Annotated in this window: 14 protein-coding genes; 10 read left to right on the forward strand and 4 right to left on the reverse strand. The window is 64.5% G+C overall.

Features of this window, described 5'->3' with window-relative positions; genetic code table 11:
* The first annotated feature begins 60 nt into the window (after nucleotides 1-60).
* The 5 genes from PQQ53_RS13080 (at nucleotide 61) to PQQ53_RS13100 (ending at nucleotide 6,283) form a co-directional block, all read left to right on the forward strand.
* Nucleotides 61-984 (forward strand): glycosyltransferase family 2 protein, encoded by a 924-nt coding sequence (locus PQQ53_RS13080; RefSeq protein ID WP_408324368.1) that lies wholly within the window; start codon nucleotides 61-63, stop codon nucleotides 982-984.
* Nucleotides 985-1,087: 103 nt separating this feature from the next.
* Nucleotides 1,088-2,308: a glycosyltransferase gene (locus PQQ53_RS13085; protein WP_408324370.1), complete on the forward strand. Its 1,221-nt coding sequence runs from the start codon at nucleotides 1,088-1,090 to the stop codon at nucleotides 2,306-2,308.
* 3 nt (nucleotides 2,309-2,311) lie between these two features.
* Complete coding sequence (locus tag PQQ53_RS13090; RefSeq protein ID WP_408152612.1) at nucleotides 2,312-3,790, forward strand: glucose-6-phosphate isomerase; 1,479 nt, start codon at nucleotides 2,312-2,314, stop codon at nucleotides 3,788-3,790.
* Nucleotides 3,787-5,016 (forward strand): glycosyltransferase family 4 protein, encoded by a 1,230-nt coding sequence (locus PQQ53_RS13095; RefSeq protein WP_408142302.1) that lies wholly within the window; start codon nucleotides 3,787-3,789, stop codon nucleotides 5,014-5,016. The genes PQQ53_RS13090 and PQQ53_RS13095 overlap by 4 nt, the downstream gene beginning before the upstream one ends.
* A gap of 100 nt (nucleotides 5,017-5,116) precedes the next feature.
* Complete coding sequence (locus PQQ53_RS13100) at nucleotides 5,117-6,283, forward strand: glycosyltransferase family 4 protein (protein ID WP_408324372.1); 1,167 nt, start codon at nucleotides 5,117-5,119, stop codon at nucleotides 6,281-6,283.
* Between the two features lie 253 nt (nucleotides 6,284-6,536).
* Here the strand turns inward: PQQ53_RS13100 and gmd are convergent, their stop codons facing one another.
* The 3 genes from gmd to PQQ53_RS13115 all read right to left on the reverse strand — a co-directional run bounded on the left by gmd (nucleotide 6,537) and on the right by PQQ53_RS13115 (nucleotide 9,719).
* A complete protein-coding gene (gmd, locus tag PQQ53_RS13105; RefSeq protein WP_408152614.1) occupies nucleotides 6,537-7,592 on the reverse strand; it encodes a GDP-mannose 4,6-dehydratase in 1,056 nt (351 codons plus the stop codon).
* A gap of 151 nt (nucleotides 7,593-7,743) precedes the next feature.
* A complete protein-coding gene (locus PQQ53_RS13110; protein WP_408324464.1) occupies nucleotides 7,744-8,481 on the reverse strand; it encodes an SGNH/GDSL hydrolase family protein in 738 nt (245 codons plus the stop codon).
* A gap of 110 nt (nucleotides 8,482-8,591) precedes the next feature.
* The gene (locus PQQ53_RS13115) at nucleotides 8,592-9,719 is read right to left on the reverse strand and encodes an acyltransferase family protein (RefSeq protein WP_408324374.1); all 1,128 of its coding nucleotides are present in this window, start codon (nucleotides 9,717-9,719) and stop codon (nucleotides 8,592-8,594) included.
* A 688-nt stretch (nucleotides 9,720-10,407) separates the two neighbouring features.
* Between PQQ53_RS13115 and PQQ53_RS13120 the strand changes: the two genes are divergently transcribed.
* The 3 genes from PQQ53_RS13120 (at nucleotide 10,408) to PQQ53_RS13130 (ending at nucleotide 16,588) form a co-directional block, all read left to right on the forward strand.
* Nucleotides 10,408-12,606: an NHL repeat-containing protein gene (locus tag PQQ53_RS13120; RefSeq protein ID WP_408324376.1), complete on the forward strand. Its 2,199-nt coding sequence runs from the start codon at nucleotides 10,408-10,410 to the stop codon at nucleotides 12,604-12,606.
* A gap of 71 nt (nucleotides 12,607-12,677) precedes the next feature.
* Nucleotides 12,678-14,144 carry a flippase gene (locus tag PQQ53_RS13125; protein WP_408152618.1) on the forward strand — a complete coding sequence of 489 codons (1,467 nt, stop codon included), beginning with the start codon at nucleotides 12,678-12,680 and terminating at the stop codon, nucleotides 14,142-14,144.
* On the forward strand, nucleotides 14,141-16,588 hold the full coding sequence (locus tag PQQ53_RS13130) for a glycosyltransferase family 4 protein (RefSeq protein ID WP_408324377.1): 2,448 nt from the start codon (nucleotides 14,141-14,143) through the stop codon (nucleotides 16,586-16,588). Before PQQ53_RS13125 ends, PQQ53_RS13130 begins: the two co-directional genes overlap by 4 nt.
* Nucleotides 16,589-16,803: 215 nt before the next feature.
* Here the strand turns inward: PQQ53_RS13130 and PQQ53_RS13135 are convergent, their stop codons facing one another.
* Nucleotides 16,804-18,021, reverse strand: coding sequence for an acyltransferase family protein (locus PQQ53_RS13135; RefSeq protein ID WP_408142285.1), 1,218 nt, complete (start codon nucleotides 18,019-18,021; stop codon nucleotides 16,804-16,806).
* Between the two features lie 245 nt (nucleotides 18,022-18,266).
* On the opposite strand from PQQ53_RS13135, the gene PQQ53_RS13140 reads away from it, so the two are divergent.
* Both PQQ53_RS13140 and galU read left to right on the forward strand, forming a co-directional pair.
* Nucleotides 18,267-18,410, forward strand: coding sequence for a hypothetical protein (locus PQQ53_RS13140; protein WP_175157622.1), 144 nt, complete (start codon nucleotides 18,267-18,269; stop codon nucleotides 18,408-18,410).
* A 319-nt stretch (nucleotides 18,411-18,729) separates the two neighbouring features.
* Entirely contained in the window at nucleotides 18,730-19,647 is a 918-nt protein-coding gene (galU, locus tag PQQ53_RS13145) for a UTP--glucose-1-phosphate uridylyltransferase GalU (RefSeq protein WP_408142282.1), read from the forward strand.
* Nucleotides 19,648-19,685 lie beyond the last annotated feature (38 nt).

Below are 19,685 nucleotides of genomic sequence, written 5' to 3' on the forward strand. Positions count from 1 at the left end.
GCGCAGCCCGCGCTCCGCCTGCTCAGTCTCCAGCGCAACGAAGATAAAAAGGACATGACGATGAAAGTGACGGTACTGGTTCCGACATACCGCCGCCCGGCCGATCTGGTGCGCTGCCTCGCGGCGCTGCAACGGCAGTCGCGCGCGCCCGACGAAGTGGTGGTGGTGGCGCGCGCCGACGACGACGCGACGCATAGGTGTCTGCGCGATCCGGCCGTGCCGGGCACGCTGGCGCTCGTGATCGCGCCGATCGAAGTGCCGGGCCAGGTCGCGGCGCTCAATCGCGGGCTCGATGCCGCGAGCGGCGACGTGATCGCGATCACCGACGACGACGCCGCGCCACACGTCGACTGGGTCGCACGGATCGCGGCCGCATTCGAGAGCGACGCGCGTCTCGGCGCGCTCGGCGGGCGCGACTGGGTGCACGAGAAGGGCCGCGTGCTCGACGGCGAGCGGGAACTGGTGGGCAAGGTCACCGCGCACGGCAAGATCATCGGCAATCATCATCTCGGGGTCGGCGGCGCACGCGAAGTCGACATCCTGAAGGGCGCCAACATGAGCTACCGGCGCGACGCGGTGCGCACGATCCGCTTCGACGCGCGCTTGCGCGGCGCGGGCGCGCAGGTCCACAACGACATGGCGTTCAGCCTCGCAGTGAGAAATGCGGGCTGGAAGCTGATGTACGACCCGCGCGTGGCGGTCGATCACTTTCCCGCCGAACGTTTCGACGAAGACCGCCGCGACGCGCAAACCATGACGGCATTGCGCAACGCCGCGTTCAACTTCCATCTGATCCTGCGCGACCAGTTGCCGCCGCTGCGCCGCGAGGCCGCGTGGTGGTGGTGGACGCTGGTCGGCACGCGGGTCTATCCGGGACTCACGCATGCGGCGCTCGCGCTGGTGTCGAAGCAGGCGGGGCTGAAGCTCTCGCGCTGGCGCGCGGTGCGCACGGGCGCGCATGAAGCGCGCCGGGCGCTCTCGTGAGCAGCCCCGCAAGCGCCACCGCGTCCCCCATGTTCGCGCATCGGCCCCAGACCAACGTCAGGGCCGCCGATGCCTCTTTCCACCGGCAGAGCGGAGTGTCTGCATGAGTACGAAAGTTCACGTTCATCTGTTTTACGGCGCGGACCCGCGTTTTTACCGGCCGGGCGACAACATCGGCTGCCTGTACGGCTATCACCACGCGGAGTCCGACGAGTTCAGGCTGACCTATTCGCAGGACGCGCGCGAAGGCAAGCCGGTGCGCCTCGCGCGCCGCGCGCTGAAGGCGCTGCTGGGCTTCGACTTCATCCACACGTGGCGCAACCGCGCCGAGATGCTGCGCTCCGACGTGATCTGGACGCACACCGAGCAGGAATGGCTGTCGGCCGCGCTGATGCTGCTGCTGAGCGGCCGTAAGCCAGGCCCCGCCGCATCGCCGCTGCTGCTCGCACAAAGCGTGTGGCTGCTCGACAAGTGGCCTTCGTATGGGATTTTTCGTAGCTGGCTGTATCGCAAGCTGATGCGCCGCGCCGATCAGTTGACCACGCTCGCGAGCGAAAACGCCGAGCTATGCCAGCGCTATTTCGGCCGCGACGCGCGGCCGCTGCTGTACGGCCTGAACACGCAGGACTTTCCGGTCAGCGCGCCGGCGCAATGGACGCCGCATACGCCGCTGCGCATCGCTGCGATCGGCAACGATCGCGACCGCGACTGGGAGACGCTCATCAAGGCGTTCGGCAACGACTCGCGCTACACGGTGAAGCTCGCGACGCGGCGCCGAATTCCCGCGTCGCTGCGCGCGCCGAATGTCGAGATCGCGCTGTTCTCGGGCATCAGGAAGCAGCATGAGCTGTACGAGTGGGCCGACGTGATCGTCGTGCCGCTGCGGCCGAATTCGCACGCGTCGGGCATCACCGTGATGCTGGAAGCGGCGGCCGTCGGCAAGCCGATGGTGGTGACGAACGTCGGCGCGCTGCAGGATTATTTTCCGGCGGACGAAGCGGCCTATATCCCGCCGTTCGATCCGCAGGCACTGCGCGAGGCGGTGGACCGGCTCGTCGCGTCGCCAGCCGAAGCGTTGCGCCAGGCGCAGGCGGCGGCTGCCGGATTGCTGTCGCGGGATCTGACGACGCAGCACTACGCGATGCAGCACGTGCGGATCACGCGCGACATGCTGCGTGCGCGTGCGCAGGGTCAGACGCAAACTCAGGCACGGGCACAAGAGCACACGCAAGCGGCCCAGGCGCACGCGCCCAGGCAGGCCCAGGCACCGCAGCAGGCACAACCCGCTCGCGCTGCCGCGCGCGAATCACGCGGAGGCCTCTGAACGATGTCCACGATTGCGCGAGCCCACGCCACCGACGCCGCCCCAAAAGGGACGGCGCGGCTGCTGTCCGGCGGCCCGCAGGAATGGCTGCCGCCGCTGTTGCTGTGGCTGATCACGGCGGTGCTGATCGTCGCGCATCAGGGCACGGTGCTCACGCTCGCGTTCCCGGTGCTCGCGATCCTGACGGGCCTGTGGCTGTACTTCAAGAGCCCGGCGCGCTACATCGGCTTCATGTGGTGGCTGTGGTTCCTGAGCCCGGAAGTGCGGCGTCTGGCCGACTGGTCCAAGGGCTCGTTCACGCCGACCAGCCTGATCCAGGTCGCGCCGCTCGCGGTCACGATGATCAGCGCGCTGTCGCTGCTGCGTTACTACAAGCTGCTCGCGCAGCGGCGCGGCCTGCCGGTGCTGCTGGTCCTCCTGGGGCTCGCTTATGCGTTCATGGTCGGCGTGATGTCGAGCGGGCCGCTCGCGGCCACCTATGACCTCGCCAACTGGCTGTATCCGATCCTGATCGGCTTTCACATCATGGCGCACACGCGCCAGTATCCGCAGTACCGCGACACGATCGTCAACACGTTCATCTGGGGCATGCTCGTGATGGGCGGCTACGGCCTGATCCAGTTCTTCATCATGCCGCAGTGGGACGCGCTGTGGATGCTCGGCTCGCAGATGAACTCGCAAGGCGACCCGGTGCCGATGGGCGTGCGCGTGTTCAGCACGATGAATTCGTCCGGACCGTTCGCGTTCGCGATGATGGGCGCGATGGTCTTCGTGATGGCGGCCACCCACCGCGTGCGCTGGATCGCCGCGGCGCTCGGCTTCTTCTCGTTCGCGCTGAGCCTCGTGCGCTCGACCTGGGGCGGCTGGGTCATCGCGCTCCTGATCCAGCTCGTCAAGTCGAACAACAAGGTGCGCTTGCGCATCGTCGCGAGCGCGGTGCTGCTGGCCGGATTGTGCGTACCGCTGCTGGCGGTCGGCCCGGTGGCCGAGCGGATGCAGGCGCGCCTGACCACCATCGTCAACCTGAACGACGACCAGAGCTACGCCGCGCGCAACGAGTTCTACGCGACCTTCGCGAAGACCGCGTTCACCGACGTGGCCGGCGAGGGCATGGGCGCGACCGGCACCTCGACCAAGCTGTCGAACGACGGCGGCCAGTTGGGCCAGTACGGCAACTTCGACAGCGGCGTGATGAACATCCCGTTCGTGCTCGGCTGGCCCGGCACGCTGCTGTACATGTCCGGCATCGTCTGGCTGCTCATGCGCGCGGTACTCGCGTCGTTCAGGTTGCGCGACGACAAGTTCGTGTCCGCGTGCCTGAGCCTGAGCCTCGCGACCTTCGCGATGCTGGTGTTCACCAACTCGCTGGTCGGCACCGGCGGTCTGCTGCTTTTCATGAGTGTTTTTTCGATTCTTTCCGCGGTCCATCACGACAAGATGAACCGCCGACGCACGTTATTTCTCCACGGAGGCACGGATTGAGAGTCGCCATTGTCACGCACGTAGTGCGCCATAACGACGGCCAGGGGCGCGTCAACCACGAGATCGCGCGTGCCGCCCTCGACGAGAACATCGGCGTCACGCTGGTCGCGTCGCACGTCGCGCCCGAGCTGCTCGCGCATCCGAACGTCCGCTGGGCGCCGGTGAAGATCGGCCGCTGGTGGCCCACCAATCTGCTGCGCCAGCAGGTGTTCGCGTTCAAGAGCGCGATGTGGCTGCGCGCGCATCGCCGCGAATACGACGTGCTGCACGTGAACGGCTTCATCACGTGGATGCCCGCCGACGTCAACACGTCGCACTTCGTGCATAGCGGCTGGTTCGGCAGCAAGTACTATCCGTTCGGTCTCACGAAGGGGATGTGGTCCGCGTATCAGTCGGTGTATACGCGCTGCAATGCGCTGCTCGAACGCTGGGCCTACCGGCGCTCGAAGGTGATCACGGCGGTGTCGCAAAAGGTCGCCGACGAAATCCGCGCGATCGGGCTCACGCCGCATAACCGCGTCGACGTGATCTACAACGGCGTCGACACGCAAGGTTTCGCGGCGGCCACGGGTAACCGCGAGAAATTCGGCTTGCCGAAGGATGCGTTCCTGTTGCTATTCGTCGGCGATCTGCGCACGCCGCGCAAGAATCTCGGCACCGTGCTGGCCGCTTTGAAGCACTTGCCGGAGCACGTGCAGATCGCGGTGGCCGGTTTTTTGCCGGGCAGTCCGTACCCGGAACAGGCGAAGGCGCTCGGCATCGCGCACCGCGTGCATTTTCTCGGCCTCGTGAAGGAGATGCCGGTGCTGATGCATTCGGTCGACGCGTTCGTGTTTCCTTCGCGCTACGAAGCGATGAGTCTGTCGCTGCTCGAAGCGATGGCGGCCGGCTTGCCGGTGGTCACCGCGCGCACCGCGGGCGGCGCCGAAATCATCACGCCCGATTGCGGGATCGTGCTCGACGATCCGGACGATCCCAAGGCGCTCGCCGGGGCGGTCGCGCGTCTCGCGGATAACGACGATGCGCGCCGCGCGATGGGTGTCGCCGCCAACCAGCTCGCCACCGGCTTCGGCTGGGCGCGCATGGCCGAACAATACATCGCGCTGTACCGGCAACTGGCCGGCCAGCAGGAAAACCGCCGGCGCAGCGAGGCGGAAGCGGCGGTGGTCGCGAAGACCGACGCGCTGACGCTGAACACGCTGGCTGGACAGAAGAGCGCGGAATGACGGATGCCGCAGCGGCACGGCGCGTGTTGCGCCACGCCACGCATTCGCTGCATTCAGCGCTTCATCGACACAACTCTCAGAACGCACAGGGGCAATAACCATGACGACGAGCTCAATCAAATCGCTGCAGATCGGGATGCACTGGTTTCCCGAACGCGCGGGCGGCCTCGACCGCATGTACTACTCGCTGGTCGGCGCGCTGCCGGGCGCGGGCGTCGCGGTGCGCGGCGTGGTGGCCGGCTCGCCGAAAGTGGCGGCGGACACCGGCGGCGCCATCAACGGCTTCGGCTCGGCCGCGCAATCGCTGCCGTTGCGGCTGATGGCGGCACGCCGTGCGCTGCGCCAGGAAATCAGCACTTCGCGCCCGGACGTCATCTCCTCGCACTTCGCGCTGTACACGTTTCCGGGACTCGACGTGACGCGCGGCATTCCGCAGGTGTCGCATTTTCAGGGGCCGTGGGCCGACGAGAGCCACGTCGAAGGCGCCGATTCGCTCGGCCAGCGCGCGAAGCGCTATCTGGAGCAGTCGGTGTATGCGCGCTCGTCGCGGCTGATCGTGCTGTCGGAGGCGTTCGGCAAGATTCTGACCTCGCGCTACCGGATCGCGCCGGATCGCGTGCGCGTGGTGCCCGGTTGCGTCGACGTCGAGCAGTTCAATCTGCCGATCACGCCGGCCGAGGCGCGCCTGCGGCTACAACTGCCGCAGGACCGGCCGATCGTGCTGGCGGTGCGGCGCCTCGTGCGCCGTATGGGTCTCGAAGATCTGATCGACGCGGTGAAGCTGCTCAAGCGCAGCGCGCCGGACGTGCTGCTGCTGATTGCGGGCAAGGGGCGGCTCGAAGGCGAGTTGCAGGCGCGCATCAGCGAAGCTGGGCTGGAGGACAACGTCAAGCTGCTGGGTTTCGTGCCCGATCAGCATCTGGCTGCGTTGTATCGGGCGGCGAACATCAGCGTGGTGCCGACGGTCGCGCTCGAAGGCTTCGGTCTCATCACCGTCGAATCGCTCGCATCGGGTACGCCGGTGCTGGTGACGCCGGTCGGTGGCTTGCCTGAAGCGGTGGCGGGGTTGTCGCCGAATCTGGTGCTGCTGGAGACGGGCGCGCAGGCAATTGCAGATGGTCTTGCCGGTGCGTTGAACGGCTCGCTCAAGTTGCCGGATGCGGATGCGTGCCGCCGTTATGCGCGTGAGAATTTCGATAACTCGGTGATCGCGAAGCGTGTGGCGTCGGTGTACAGCGAGGCGATTGGGGCGGGTGGGGTGCATTGAGTTGATGGGGCGATGAGCTTGCCGCTCGTGCGCTGACGCGGCAGCCCCTCGCCCCACTTGTGGCTCGCGCGCATCACGCGCGTGCGGCCCGAAGAACGTGGCGCAGCGCTGCTCGCTTCGCCCAGGAAGCAAAAAGACGCGAGGCTTGAATCATGACGATCAAGCCTCGCGTCTTTTGCATGGACGTTCTTTACCGACGGTCCTTGCGCCGCTGCACGCGGCCGGCGCTGCGGCCGCGCATCCTTACATCGGCTCAGAACGTCTCGTGATGCTCATTGCGCCCAATATCCGCATGAACCATCATGTGGCACAACTGTTCGAGCGTGGTCTGCGGCTGCCAGCCGAGCGTGTCGCGCGCCTTGTCCGCGCTGCCGATCAGCAAATCGACTTCGGCCGGGCGGTAGAACTTCGGATTCACGCGCACCAGCGTCTTGCCGGTCGCGACATCGATACCGGTCTCGCGCTCGTCCTTACCCGACCATTCGATCTGATAACCCGCGGCGTTGAACGCCATGCGCACGAAATCGCGAACCGTCTCCGTGCGGCCGGTGGCGAGCACGAAGGTATCCGGCGTGTCGGCCTGCAGCATGCGCCACATACCTTCGACGTATTCGAGCGCAAAGCCCCAGTCGCGCTGCGCGCTCAGATTGCCGAGTTCCAGTACGTCCGCTTTTCCTAGCTTGATCTTCGCGACCGTGTCGGTGATCTTGCGCGTGACGAATTCGCGGCCACGCAGCGGCGATTCGTGATTGAACAGAATCCCGCTGCTGGCAAACAGGTTGTACGACTCGCGATAGTTGATGGTCGACCAGTGCGCGAACAGCTTGGCGACGCCATACGGGCTGCGCGGATAGAAGGGTGTGCTCTCGCGCTGCGGGACCGCCTGCACGAGGCCGAACATCTCGGACGTCGACGCCTGGTAGAAGCGCGTCTTCGGGCTCAGAATGCGCAGGCCTTCGAGCAGATTCAGCGCACCGACGCCGGTCACTTCCGCGGTGGTCACGGGCTGATCGAACGAGACACCCACGAAGCTCTGCGCGGCGAGGTTGTACAGCTCGTCGGCCTGCGCGCCTTCGAGCAGGCGCAACGTCGAGCCGAGATCGGTCAGATCGTGTTCGACCAGACGCAGATTCGGATGATCGAGCACGCCGAGCTCACGCATGCGCCAGAAATTGACAGAACTCGTGCGCCGGTACGTGCCGGTCACGTGATAGCCCTTTTCGAGCAGCAGTTTGGTCAGATAGGCGCCGTCCTGTCCGGATACGCCGGTGATGATCGCTTTGCGTGGTTGGCTGTGTGGTTGGCTCATGGCTTGCCTTCGATATTGGTAAAAGAAAAAAGGAAGAAGCATTCGCACCCGCCAGGGCGCATTTCATCGGCACACTCGGAAGCGCATTTCGGAAGCACGATTCACCTGCGTCATGAAGCGGACCTCGTGAAGCGCGCCTGAAAAAAGCGCTTCAGAGCGTGTCGTCCAGCAGCCGCCGCACCAGCGGGTCGACGACCTGATAGTCCTGTTCGGCCTTGAGCCGGTAGAGCCCCGGCTTCGGATGCGCGCCATCCGACATCAGCGTCTTCCAGTCGGGCAGACTGCTGACGTAAGCGAACTGATCGACGAGCGGCACCTGCTGTTCGGCGGCCACGCGGCGCGTCATCGTGACCATCGCGGCGAGCCGCGCGTTGAGCCGGTTGTCCGGCATCGGGTTCGACGTTTGCAGAACCGCCTGCTTGCCGAGCGCGCGGGCGGTTTTCACAAGCTCCGTTTCAGCCGCGTAAAACTGCTCGGGCGTCTGGTTCTGCATCACTTCGTTGATGCCGTAGTTGATCAACACGATCTGCGCGGGCGAGGCCGCGAGGCGTTCGCGCCATGGCAGACCGGCGGTCGGCCCGGCGCGGCGATTGCCGGTGCCGTCGCGCAGTTGCACGGCCATGGTGCCGCCTACGCCGAAATTCGTGACGCGTACGCGATCGCCGTGATGCGCGTTCAGTTCTTCCTGCAGATAGGACACGGCGTTTTGCGGCTGTGGGCCGCAGTGGCCGTCGTTGCAGGTGATACCGAGCGTGGTCGAATCGCCGTAGGCGTCGATCTGGACTTGCCGTTGCGTTTGCTCTTGCGCTTGCTCTTGCGCTTGTGTCTGCGGCGTTTGCGCCGCGTTTGTGCCGGCTGCGCAGGTCATGGGCCCGCATGCGAGTGCCATCGCCAGCGAGCCGGTCAGCGCAGCGGTCCATGCGCGCACGGGCAAGCCAACACGTGCACTCGACATGGGAGCCGCGGCCCTCAGGCTCGCGGCAAGGTCTCCACGGCATCTCATGCGCGGCTTTGCGGCGCAGTGCCCGCTCGCGCGACACTGCTGCCGGACGGCGCATGCGTCTGCGTCTGAGCCGACGCATGGCCAGGCACATGCGCCTGTTTCTTGCCGCGTGCACCGAAAATCAACCGCTTCTCGAACGCGAACCATGTGATGCTCGCGTAGGCGAGCGTGATCGCGAGGGCGCACCCGGCGGTCAGATAACGGTTCAGATGCAGCGGCCACAGCACGTACAGCACGCTCAGGTGAATCAGGTAAATCGTGTAGCTGATGGTGCCGATATAGACCAGCACGGGATTGCACAGCAGCCGTTTGACGATGCCCTTGCTTTGCAGGGCGATGACCACGACGGAAGTACAAAGCACCAACGAAACGCTGTAGAGCCCGGCATTCGACAACGGCGTATTGGCCGCGCGAAACCGCGGAAACTGCAGATGCAGCCACGCCAGCACGGCCAGCGCGGCGAAGAAACCGAGCACCGCGAGCCATTTGAACGGCTCGAGCGCGTGGCGGTCGCGCCGCACCGCCACCGCGAGCAGCGCGCCGGCCGCGAGCAGGTCCATGCGGAACGGCGTCAGGTAATAGATGGGCCAGAACGAGTCGAACCAGGGCGTGGCCACCGCGCGCAGCACCGGCACCAGCACGATCAGCGCGGCCGCCACGTAGCCGAGCAGACGCTCGGGCACAAGCAGGATCACGAACGGCCAGAAGATATAGAACTGCTCTTCGACCGCGAGCGACCACAGCACGTTGAGGCTGTCGTGACCGCTCTGATTGAGCGCGTCGCCGATATTGGTCGCGAAAAACGCATACCAGTACCAATGCTGCGCCCACGCGAGGCCGAACAGCAGCGACGACACCACCATCAGCAACAGATACGGCGGCAGGATGCGTCGCGCGCGGCGTGCGTAAAAGTAGCGGAAATAGGATTGCCCGCGGTCCTTGCGATCGAGCAGGATGCCGCTGATCAGAAAGCCGCTCAGGACAAAAAACAGATCGACGCCCATCCACAGCGGCGCTTTCAATGCGTGCTGCGCGAACACCGCGAGCACGGCGATGGCGCGCAAGCCGTCGAGCTGCACGATGCGGGAATGGGAGGGCGCGAGGGGCAATGCGCTGGCAGTCATGAACCGTCCATGGTGTGTAGCGGATGGGCCGGGCGAAGCGTCGCGCGAGAGTCCACAAGGGGCAGGCGCGCTCGCTTCGCGTCGCAACGGAAGTGCAATCGATTCTAGGGAAAAGAAAATCGCGAAAAAACGGGAATGAATTGGATAAATGAATCAGATTGCAACAGGGTGTTTCGTTATTCATTTCCACGGGATTTATATGCTTGTCTTGTGAGCCGTGTAGCGAACGGGAAATATGTAATAAATGCGGCGAGTGCAGCCTGACATCGGTAAGGATGGGTGAAACCGTGCCGCGCGACGCGCGCCGTTCATGCGTTCCGTTTTAATCTATTTTTAAATCGATTTCTTTCACGATGCTTAAAGCGTCGAATATTTTTGAATTATTTTCGATTTTCGTCGCAGTGTTTTTTCCGCGTAATGTGGCCAGGGCGGTGACCCATGCGGGGAGCCGTGCGCACTGGCATGTCCAGGACGGTGCGTGGGCCGTCGCGCTAGCGGGCGGTCCGGCCGTTGTCTGAATGTCGCCTGAATGAATGTCGCATCAGCGCGCTGCCTCGCAGCCGTCCTTCCTGCACGAATCGGTCGCACGTTCCTGTGTGGCTTTCGGCGGCCCGGCCCGTCACATCACTGACTTTTGTATCGTCGCGCGGGCTCGTGCCCGAGCGCGGCGTTGACTGGAGGACCTACCTTGCCCCGTTTCACGTTCAAAAGCTGGTTCGCCGTATTGGCATGCGCCGCCGCACTGGCCGCAGGATTGGTCAGTGTCGCGGCGCGCGCGGAGACCGCGTTGAACGCGAAAACGTCATGGATCGGCAACAGCTTCGGCTTCGGCGACGGTACGTGGGCACAGATCGACATCACCGCGATCGCGGTCGCGCCCGAAGGCAAGGTGTATACGAACGCGCCATGGGACGAGAGCGGCGCCGAAGCAAGCGTCTATCAGAACGGCAAGATGCTCGGCTTCGCGGGCGGCACGCACGGCTGGGGCAATGGCGGCGGCAACGCGGTCGCGGTGAATCGCAAATACGCGTTCGTGGCGATCGCGGTCGGCAACGAAAAGGGTCATCTGGTCGAGCAGGGCGTGTGGCCCGGGAAGGGCAAGCAATGGTTCGGCATTTCGCGCCGGCAGATCGCCGATCCGAAACGCGCCGCACCGTTCCAGCCCGCCGCGAAATCCGCCGACCCGCACGCGCAACTCGCCGCCGGCTTCCTGATGATGAACGAAGTGCCGACCGGTACGAGCGCTGAAATCGGCGGTCTCGCGGCGAACGACACCACGCTTTACGCGGCGAATACCGCGCGCGACCGCATCGAGGTGTACGACGCCGAATCGATGCAGAAGAAGGCCGCGTGGGACGTGCACGAACCCGGCCGCCTCGCGCTCGCACCCGACGGCACGCTGTGGGTGCTGAGCGGCACGCGCGGCGAACATGCGCGCATCGAGCATTACACGGCCACCGGTCAGCGCATCGAAGAAAACTTCACGCTGCCCGCCGACACGGTCGCGGTCGATCTCGCCGTCGACGCGCAAGGCCGCATCCTGATCGCCGACAACGGTCCGCGCCAGCAGGTGCTGTTCTTCACGAAGAGCAACGGCCGCTATGCGGAGTCGGGTGCGCTCGGCGAGAAAGGCGGCATTTTCAGCGGCGTGGCCGGCAAGCCGGGCCCGCGCCGTTTCAACGGACTCACCGGCGTCGGCGTGGATGCGCGCGGCAACGTCTACGTGTCGACCAACGGCATCGGCCCGCGCTACGCGCCGATCGGCGCGGGCCTCGGCGCGACGCTCGAAAGCTATGCGCCCGACGGCAAGCAGAACTGGCAGGTGCAGGGGCTGCTGTTCGTCGATGGTGCGTGGATCGATCCGTCGCGGCCGGATAGCGTCTATACCGGCAACAAGCGCTTCGAGCTCGATCTGTCGAAGCCCGCCGGACAGGACTGGAAATACGTAGGGTTCCTGTCTAACCGTTTCAAATATCCCGACGACCCGGTCTTTCACACGGATCAATACCCGGGCCTGCCGATCGCCCGCAAGCTCAAGGGCCGCACCTTCCTCTATCTGACGGACATGTATGCGGACCATCTGAAGATCTATCGCTTCGATCCGCAGCATGACGGCGAAACCGCGATTCCTTCTGGCTTCATCGCGGGCCGCGAGCGCGCGGTCGCGAAGGTGCCGAATGCACCGCCGGGCGGCGATTGGATCTGGCGCGATACGAACGGCGACGGCCGCTTCGATAGCGACGAATTCACGCTCAACACGACGGGCACGAAGCTCGCAGGCGGCTGGGGCTGGTGGGTCGATACCAACGGCGACATCTGGCGCACGCGCGACACGAAGGGCATCTACCGCTTCCGTTTCGGCGGCCTGGACGCGAAGGGCAATCCCGTCTACTCATATTCGAATCTCACGCAATACCCGGTGCCCCAGCCGTTCACCGAACTGCACCGCGCGATCTACGACCCCGCCACCGACACGATGTACGTGACCGGCTACACGCCCGACACGCCGGTCGATCGCGGCTTCTGGAAAGAGGTGGGGCGCGTGCTGGTGCGCTACGACAAATGGTCGAGCGGCAATCCGGTGCAGCGCTACGCGATCACGCTGCCGTGGCAGACGCATAGCAAACCCATCGCGACGATCATCGGCCTGACCGTCGAGGGGCAATACATCTTCGGCGTCGAACCGGTCGGCGCGGTGCATGTGTGGGACAAGGACAGCGGCCGGGAACTCGGCGTGATCCGGCCGGGCGCGGAAGTGGGGCGCGCGTCGGGCTGGGTCGACGTGCCCAACGGCATCAGCGCGGCGAAGCGCGCCGACGGCGAGTACCTGATATTCGTCGAGGAAGACGCGCGCGGCAAGGTGCTGATGTACCGCTGGAAACCGTGACCACAAACGCAACTACAAACGCAAACGCAACCACAAACGCAAACGCAAACGCAGTCAACCCAAGGCATCCGATGGACAAAGGCATTCTCAGGAACGTAACGATCAATTTCGTCGGGCTGGTGCTGCCGACCTTCGTCTCGCTCGTCACCGTGCCGTCGTATATCAAGCTGCTCGGCGTCGAGCGCTACGGCGTGATCAGTCTCGTGTGGACGCTGATCGGCTACTTCGGGATTCTCGATCTCGGCATGAGCATGGCCGCGCAGAACCACATCTCGAAGGCGCGCGCATCCGGCGACAAGGACGAAAGCGCGCGCGTGTTCTGGAGCGCGACGTGGCTCAATCTCGCGACCGGGGTCATCGGTGGATTGATCATTTATTTCGGCGCGTTTCTCTACACCGCCTATTTCACCAAGGTGTCGCCCGAGTTGCAGCATGAGGTCTACATGGCGCTGCCGTGGCTCGCGGTGGCGATTCCGATTGCCAACGTGTCGTGGGTGTTCGCCGGCGCAATCAACGGCGCGGAGCGCTTCGGCGTCTACAACACCAACCAGACCATCGGCACGTTCCTGTTCCAGCTGCTGCCGCTCGGCGCCGCGTGGTGGCTCGGCGCGACGTTGCAGAACGTGCTCGCCGCGGCGGTGTTCGCGCGGATTCTCGCGGCGCTTCTGCTGGGCCGCTCTGCGCTGAAGGTGCTGGAAATCCGCCGCGTTCTGCCGCCGCAATTCGGCGTGGCCAAGGGGTTGTTCAATTTCGGCGGCTGGATGCTGATTGCCAGCGTCACCACGATGATCGCCGACTCGCTCGATCGCGTGATGCTCGGCTCGCGTCTCGGCGCGCGTTTCGTCACGTACTACACGGTGCCGCAGAACCTCGTGACGCGGCTGAACATCGTGCCGACCGCGCTGGTGCGCACGCTGTTTCCGCGTTTGTCCGCGGTAGGCCGTGCGGATGCCGACTCCATCACGCAGCAGTCGCTCGAATTTCTCAATGGCGTGTTCACGCCGGTCGCGCTGATCGCGATGCTGGTGCTCGAACCGTTCCTGCATCTGTGGGTCGGCAATGAGATCGCCACGGTCGCCGCGCCGGTGGGCCGCATCATGATCGTCGCCGTGTGGCTGGTCGGCCAGGCGAATGTCACGCGGATCCTGATCCAGTCGCAGGTCAGTCCGGCTACGGCCGCACGCGTCGGTCTCGTCGAATTGCCCCTGTTTGCAGGGGCTCTGTGGCTCGGCATCACCCATTTCGGGCTGACCGGCGCGGCGGTGGCCGTGGCCGGCCGCGCGCTGTTCGACTACGCGGTGCTGCTGCATTTCTCGGCGATCCGCGCCCGCCAGATCGCGCTCGACATGCTCGCCCACCTCGCTTTCCTGCTCGCGAGCCTGTGGCTCGCGAGCTTCCTGCCGGGTCTCGCGCTGGCGATCGCCGCCGGCGTACTGATGGTCGGCGCGAATCTCGCCTGGTCGATCACGATGACCCCCGCCTTGCGCAATCTTGCGCGTTCACTGCTGTTGCGACTGAATCCGAGGAAAAGCGCATGAACCAGGACCTCCTTGAAGAAGCCGTGCTGCGGCCCGCGAAGCGCAGCGCGCTCGACGAACTCACCAGCGTGCCCGGCGTGCAGGCCACGCCGCGCCGCGCCGCGATGCGCGCCGATAAAACGGTGCGCATCGCGATCGTGCATGACTGGCTCGTCACCTATGCGGGCGCGGAGAAAGTGCTCGAGCAGATCGTCGCGTGCTTTCCGGACGCGGACCTGTTCAGTCTCGTCGACTTTCTCGACGACCGCAGCTTTCTGCGCGGCAAGTCCGTGACGACGTCGTTCATCCAGAAGCTGCCGCTCGCGCGCAGCAAGTACCGCTCGTATCTGCCGCTGATGCCGCTTGCGATCGAGCAGCTCGACGTGTCCGCGTACGACGTCGTGATTTCCAGCAGCCATGCGGTCGCCAAGGGCATTCTGACCGGCCCCGACCAGGTGCATATCAGCTACGTGCATTCGCCGATCCGCTACGCGTGGGATCTGCAGCATCAATACCTGCAGCAGTCGAAGCTGACCAACGGTCCGAAGTCGGCGCTCGCGCGGCTGATTCTGCATTACATCCGCAACTGGGATATCCGCACGTCGAACTCGGTGGACGGCTTCGTCGCGAACTCGGAGTTCATTGCCCGGCGCATCAAGAAGGTCTATCAGCGCGAGGCGCAGGTGATCTTTCCGCCGGTCGACGTCGACGCTTTTTCGTTGTGCACCGAGAAAGAAGACTTCTATCTGACCGCATCGCGGATGGTGCCGTACAAGAAGATCGACCTGATCGTCGAGGCGTTTGCGCGCATGCCCGAGCGCAAGCTGGTCGTGATCGGCGACGGTCCCGACATGGAGAAGATCCGCGCGAAGGCGGGGCCGAACGTCGAGATCATGGGCTACCAGCCGTTCAAGGTGCTCAAGGACCGGATGAGCCGCGCGAAGGCCTTCGTGTTCGCCGCCGAGGAAGACTTCGGCATCTCGGTGGTCGAAGCGCAGGCGTGCGGCACGCCGGTGATTGCCTACGGCAAGGGCGGGGCGCTCGAAACCGTGCGCGATCTGTCGGAGCCGCGGCCCACCGGCATGTTCTTCGATGAGCAGGATACCGAATCGATCATCGCCGCGGTCGAGCGTTTCGACACGCACATCAAGCGGTTTTCGCCGATGGACTGCCGGGCCAACGCCGAACAGTTCTCCGCCGCGCATTTCCGCGAACGTTTCTTCGCGCATGTGCGCGCGGCGGTGCCGGCCTTGCGCAGTGCGCAACTGCCGGCCTACGTCCCCTACAAGGCAAACGCCGCCGCGAGCGCGCCGCGCATCCTCGCCGTCGATCAAAGCGGTGTGCTCGGCGGCGCCGAGCTGTCGCTGCTGGAGATCGTCAAGGCGCTGCGCTCGCGCATCGAGGTCGTGCTGTTCGACGACGGTCCGTTCCGCACGGCACTCGACCAGGCGGGCGTGACGGTCGAGGTGCTCGATGCCGGCGCGCTGCGTCATGTGAAGAAGCAGGGCGGTTCGTTGCCGAAGGGCGCGGCGCTCAAGGGCTTGCTGTCGCTCGTGCGCGCCACCGCCAGGCGCGCGCGCAAGGCGCATGTGATCTACGCGAACACGCAGCGGGCGATGGTGATCGGCGCGATCGCCGGCAAGCTCGCGAGGCGGCCGGTGGTCTGGCATCTGCGCGACATCGTGAGTCCAGAGCATTTCGGCGGCAAGCAGCTCGCGATCATCAAGTGGTGCGCGCGGTTCGGCCTCACGCACGTGATCGCCAACTCGGCGGCATCGGCGCAAGCGTTCGCGAAGCTCACGCAATTCGACGACAAGCGTATCGACGTCGTCTTCAACGGCATCTCCGCCGAGCCGTTCGACGCGTTGCGCGCGGTGCCGCAAGCGGCGCTGCGCGAGCGGCTGAACCTGCCGCGCGACGCGTTCCTCGTGGGCTCGTTCAGCCGCCTCGCGCGCTGGAAAGGGCAGCACGTGCTGCTCGAAGCGATGGTGCTCAATCCGCAGATGCACGCGGTGCTGGTCGGCGCGCCACTGTTCGGCGAGGACCAGTACGAGAGCGAATTGCATGCGTTCGTCGCCGCGCACGACCTCGGCGAGCGGGTGCATTTTCTCGGCTTCCAGCACGACATTCCGGCCTGCATGTGCGCGGTCGACGCGGTCGTCCATACGTCGATCACGCCGGAGCCGTTCGGCCGAGTGATCGTCGAGGGGATGCTCGCGCAGCGGCCGGTGGTGGCGGCCCGCGCGGGCGGCGTACTGGAGATCATCGACGACTACGAGAACGGCGTGATGTGCACGCCCGGCGATGCGCACAGTCTCGCCGACACGCTTGCGGAATTGCGCTCGAACGACGACCTGCGCAACAAGCTGGTCAGAAACGGCTACCAGACGGCGCTGAGCCGCTTCGGCACCGCGACCTATGTCGATGGTGTCGCGCGAATTCTGAAGCGCGTGGCGGGGCGTTAAACGGGTCAGGGCGGCCTGGGAGGATCGATCCCTCAGGCCGCCGCTGTCGATGCGGGTTCAGGCAGGTTCGATGCGCTGCGGCGCGCACCGATTTGACGCGGGGGTAGGCAGGGACTCGGCCGGTTCCTGTCGTTGGCGTAGCGGAGCGAAAGTCAGCAGCTTTCGCTCCGTTTTTTTATCGCTGTTTTGCCGTGCCGTGACTTATTGCTGCGGCTTCACGGCTTCACGGCTTTCGGTTTGAAGCTGGCCGACCACTTCATGGCGGGCAGTTCGACCAGCCGGTAGAACACGTAGGCGGCCGGCACGGCCACGAGCATATAGCCGAACGACGGCCAGATCGACATCTGCAACGCCGAGCGGAACAGCAGCGACGACAGCAGCACGAAAATCGGCAGATGGATCAGGTACAGCGAAAAGCTGAAATCGCCGAACCGGGACAGCAGCCGCGTGGCGAAGCTTGCGCGCGGCGGCCCGTTGCGGCGGTCCAGCGCCTTGTACAGATAGAACGCGAAGCCGAGCGCCCACAACTGGAACGCACCGTACTGCCCGAAATGAAAGGCCACGCAGCCGAGCGCGATAAAGCCCGCGGCCAGCGCATAGAGCCACGTCGACGAGCGGGCTTGCGGCGCGCTGCGAACCTTGGCATCGGCAATCCACGCGCCGAGCGTCCACGAGAACCAGTACGACGTGAAGAACTGGAGGTCATGGCGTTCGAGCACATAGGCCGACGCCACGTTGACCACGGCGACGAGCGCCAGCACCGACGTCATGCCGATGCGCCGGCGCACGGCGAAGAGCAGCGGATAGATCGCGTAGAACTGCACCTCGAGCGACAGCGTCCAGAGTGCGCCGTTCGATCCATAGGTCTTGCCGGCCACGCCTTGCAGCGAGAACAGGTTGACGAGAAACGCCTGCAGGCCGATCTCGCGGATCTTGTGGCTGACGGGCGGCAGTTGCAGGCTGAACCAGTCGAGCGCGAAGGTCAGCACCAGCGCCGCGAGCAGCACCGGGTAAATGCGCGCGAAACGGCGTACCCAGAAATTGGCGGCATCGAGCCGGTAAGCGGGATTGGCCGCGAGGCGCAGCGCGCCGCCGCGATGAATGCAATAGCCGCTGATCACGAAGAAAATCGGCACGCCCGCCGAGCCCCACGCGATCGGGAACGTCAGATAGGCGGCGATCGCGCTCAAGCTGAACGAATGGCCGACGCTCTGATGAAACGCCTGCATGCCGACCCACGCGACCTGGCGGCAATGAAAATACGCGACCAGCAACGCGGCGAAGCCGCGCATCGCGTCGATCACGTGCTCCTTGCCGGCGCTGGCCGCGCGCGCTTCGGCCGATGCACGCGCGGCGGCGCTGGCCGCACGAGCAGGGCCAGACGGGGAAAGGGGCAGGGATGAGCCGGCGGCATCCAGTGCTGAGTCGCTCATGCGCGGTCCTTATTCTGAAGCTGAACGGGAAAAAGCGAAGTGCCGGGCGCCGTACGCGCCCGCGATGGATCACATGCTAGAGCACCGCGGCCGTAAAAAATCGATAAAAAATTACCTGTCTGATTGAATTGAACGGCGATTTTGTGACGAATTGTAATTGAGCATAAACAGATGCGGCGACGAATTATTTACCGCTTTTGTCGTGCTAATTTAAAGCACGGATTTTCTTGACCAGAGGTGAAGTCATGAACCTGCATTTACTCGCCGGCATTGCCGTGCTGCTGATCCTCGTCGCCGCCTCCGCTTACCGCGAGGCCTTGCGCAACGAGCCGATCCGCCGTTACCGGATGAATCCGGGCAAGCTGCCGCCCGTCGACGAAAACGAATGACGTGGAACGACAATCGATGAAACGCGTGTGACAGTGGCGCGCTTCATCGCCATGCCGACGCCGGCCGGCGCATTGCCGGCCGGTTGGTTCGAGACGTAAAATTTTCGGAATTACCGGAAATAATTCAATTGATATATGTAATTATTTCCTGGTGCTTATTGCTATTCGGCATAACGAAAGCAAACCGATTTATTTTGTTGATTCGATAAAAAAATCGCACGTGAAACGCGCGAGTTTTTTTGCTAGTCTTTCCGGCGACATCGATTGGCCGCCAGGTCCGCGAACACACTAACTTCTAACCGATGTGGGAATGCCTACCATGCTGAAAGTCACCAAAGCCGTGTTTCCCGTAGCGGGCCTCGGGACACGATTCCTGCCGGCTACCAAAGCAAGTCCTAAGGAAATGCTGCCGATCGTGGACAAGCCGCTGATCCAGTACGCGGTCGAGGAAGCGATTGCCGCCGGCATCACCGAGATGATCTTCGTGACGGGCCGCAGCAAGCGCGCGATCGAAGATCACTTCGACAAGTCCTATGAGATCGAGTCCGAACTCGAAGCACGCAACAAGCAGAAGCTGCTCGACCTCGTGCGCAGCATCAAGCCGGCCAACGTCGACTGCTTCTACGTGCGCCAGGCCGAAGCGCTCGGCCTGGGTCACGCGGTGCTGTGCGCCGAAAAACTGGTGGGCGACAGCCCGTTCGCCGTCATTCTCGCGGACGACCTGCTGCACAGCTCCAAGCCGGTGATGAGCCAGCTCGTCGACACCTTCAATCACTATCACAGCTCGGTGATCGGCGTCGAAACCATTGCGCGCGAAGACAGCCGTTCGTATGGCGTCGTCGACGGCCGCGAGTGGGAAGACAACGTGATCAAGCTGTCGGGCATCGTCGAAAAGCCGGCGCCGGACGATGCGCCGTCGAATCTCGGCGTGGTGGGCCGCTACGTGCTGATGCCGACCATCTTCAAGCATATCCGCGCGTTGAAGCCGGGCGCGGGCGGCGAACTGCAACTGACCGACGCGGTGCAGTCGCTGCTGACCGAAGAGCAGGTGCTCGCGTACCGCTATTTCGGCACGCGTTTCGATTGTGGCAGCAAGCTCGGCTATCTGAAGGCGACGGTGGAATTCGCACTGCGCCATCCGGAAGTGAAGGCCGATTTCGAAGCGTATCTGCAGGCGTATATGCAGAACAACCAGCCGGCGGGCGTGCCGGCGCAGTACACGGCGGAAGCGGCCTGAGTCGTTCAGCGGATGGGTTGATCCGCTGCTGAACCGCG

The sequence above is a fragment of the Paraburkholderia strydomiana genome, assembly GCF_046030495.1.
Lineage (GTDB): Bacteria > Pseudomonadota > Gammaproteobacteria > Burkholderiales > Burkholderiaceae > Paraburkholderia > Paraburkholderia strydomiana_A.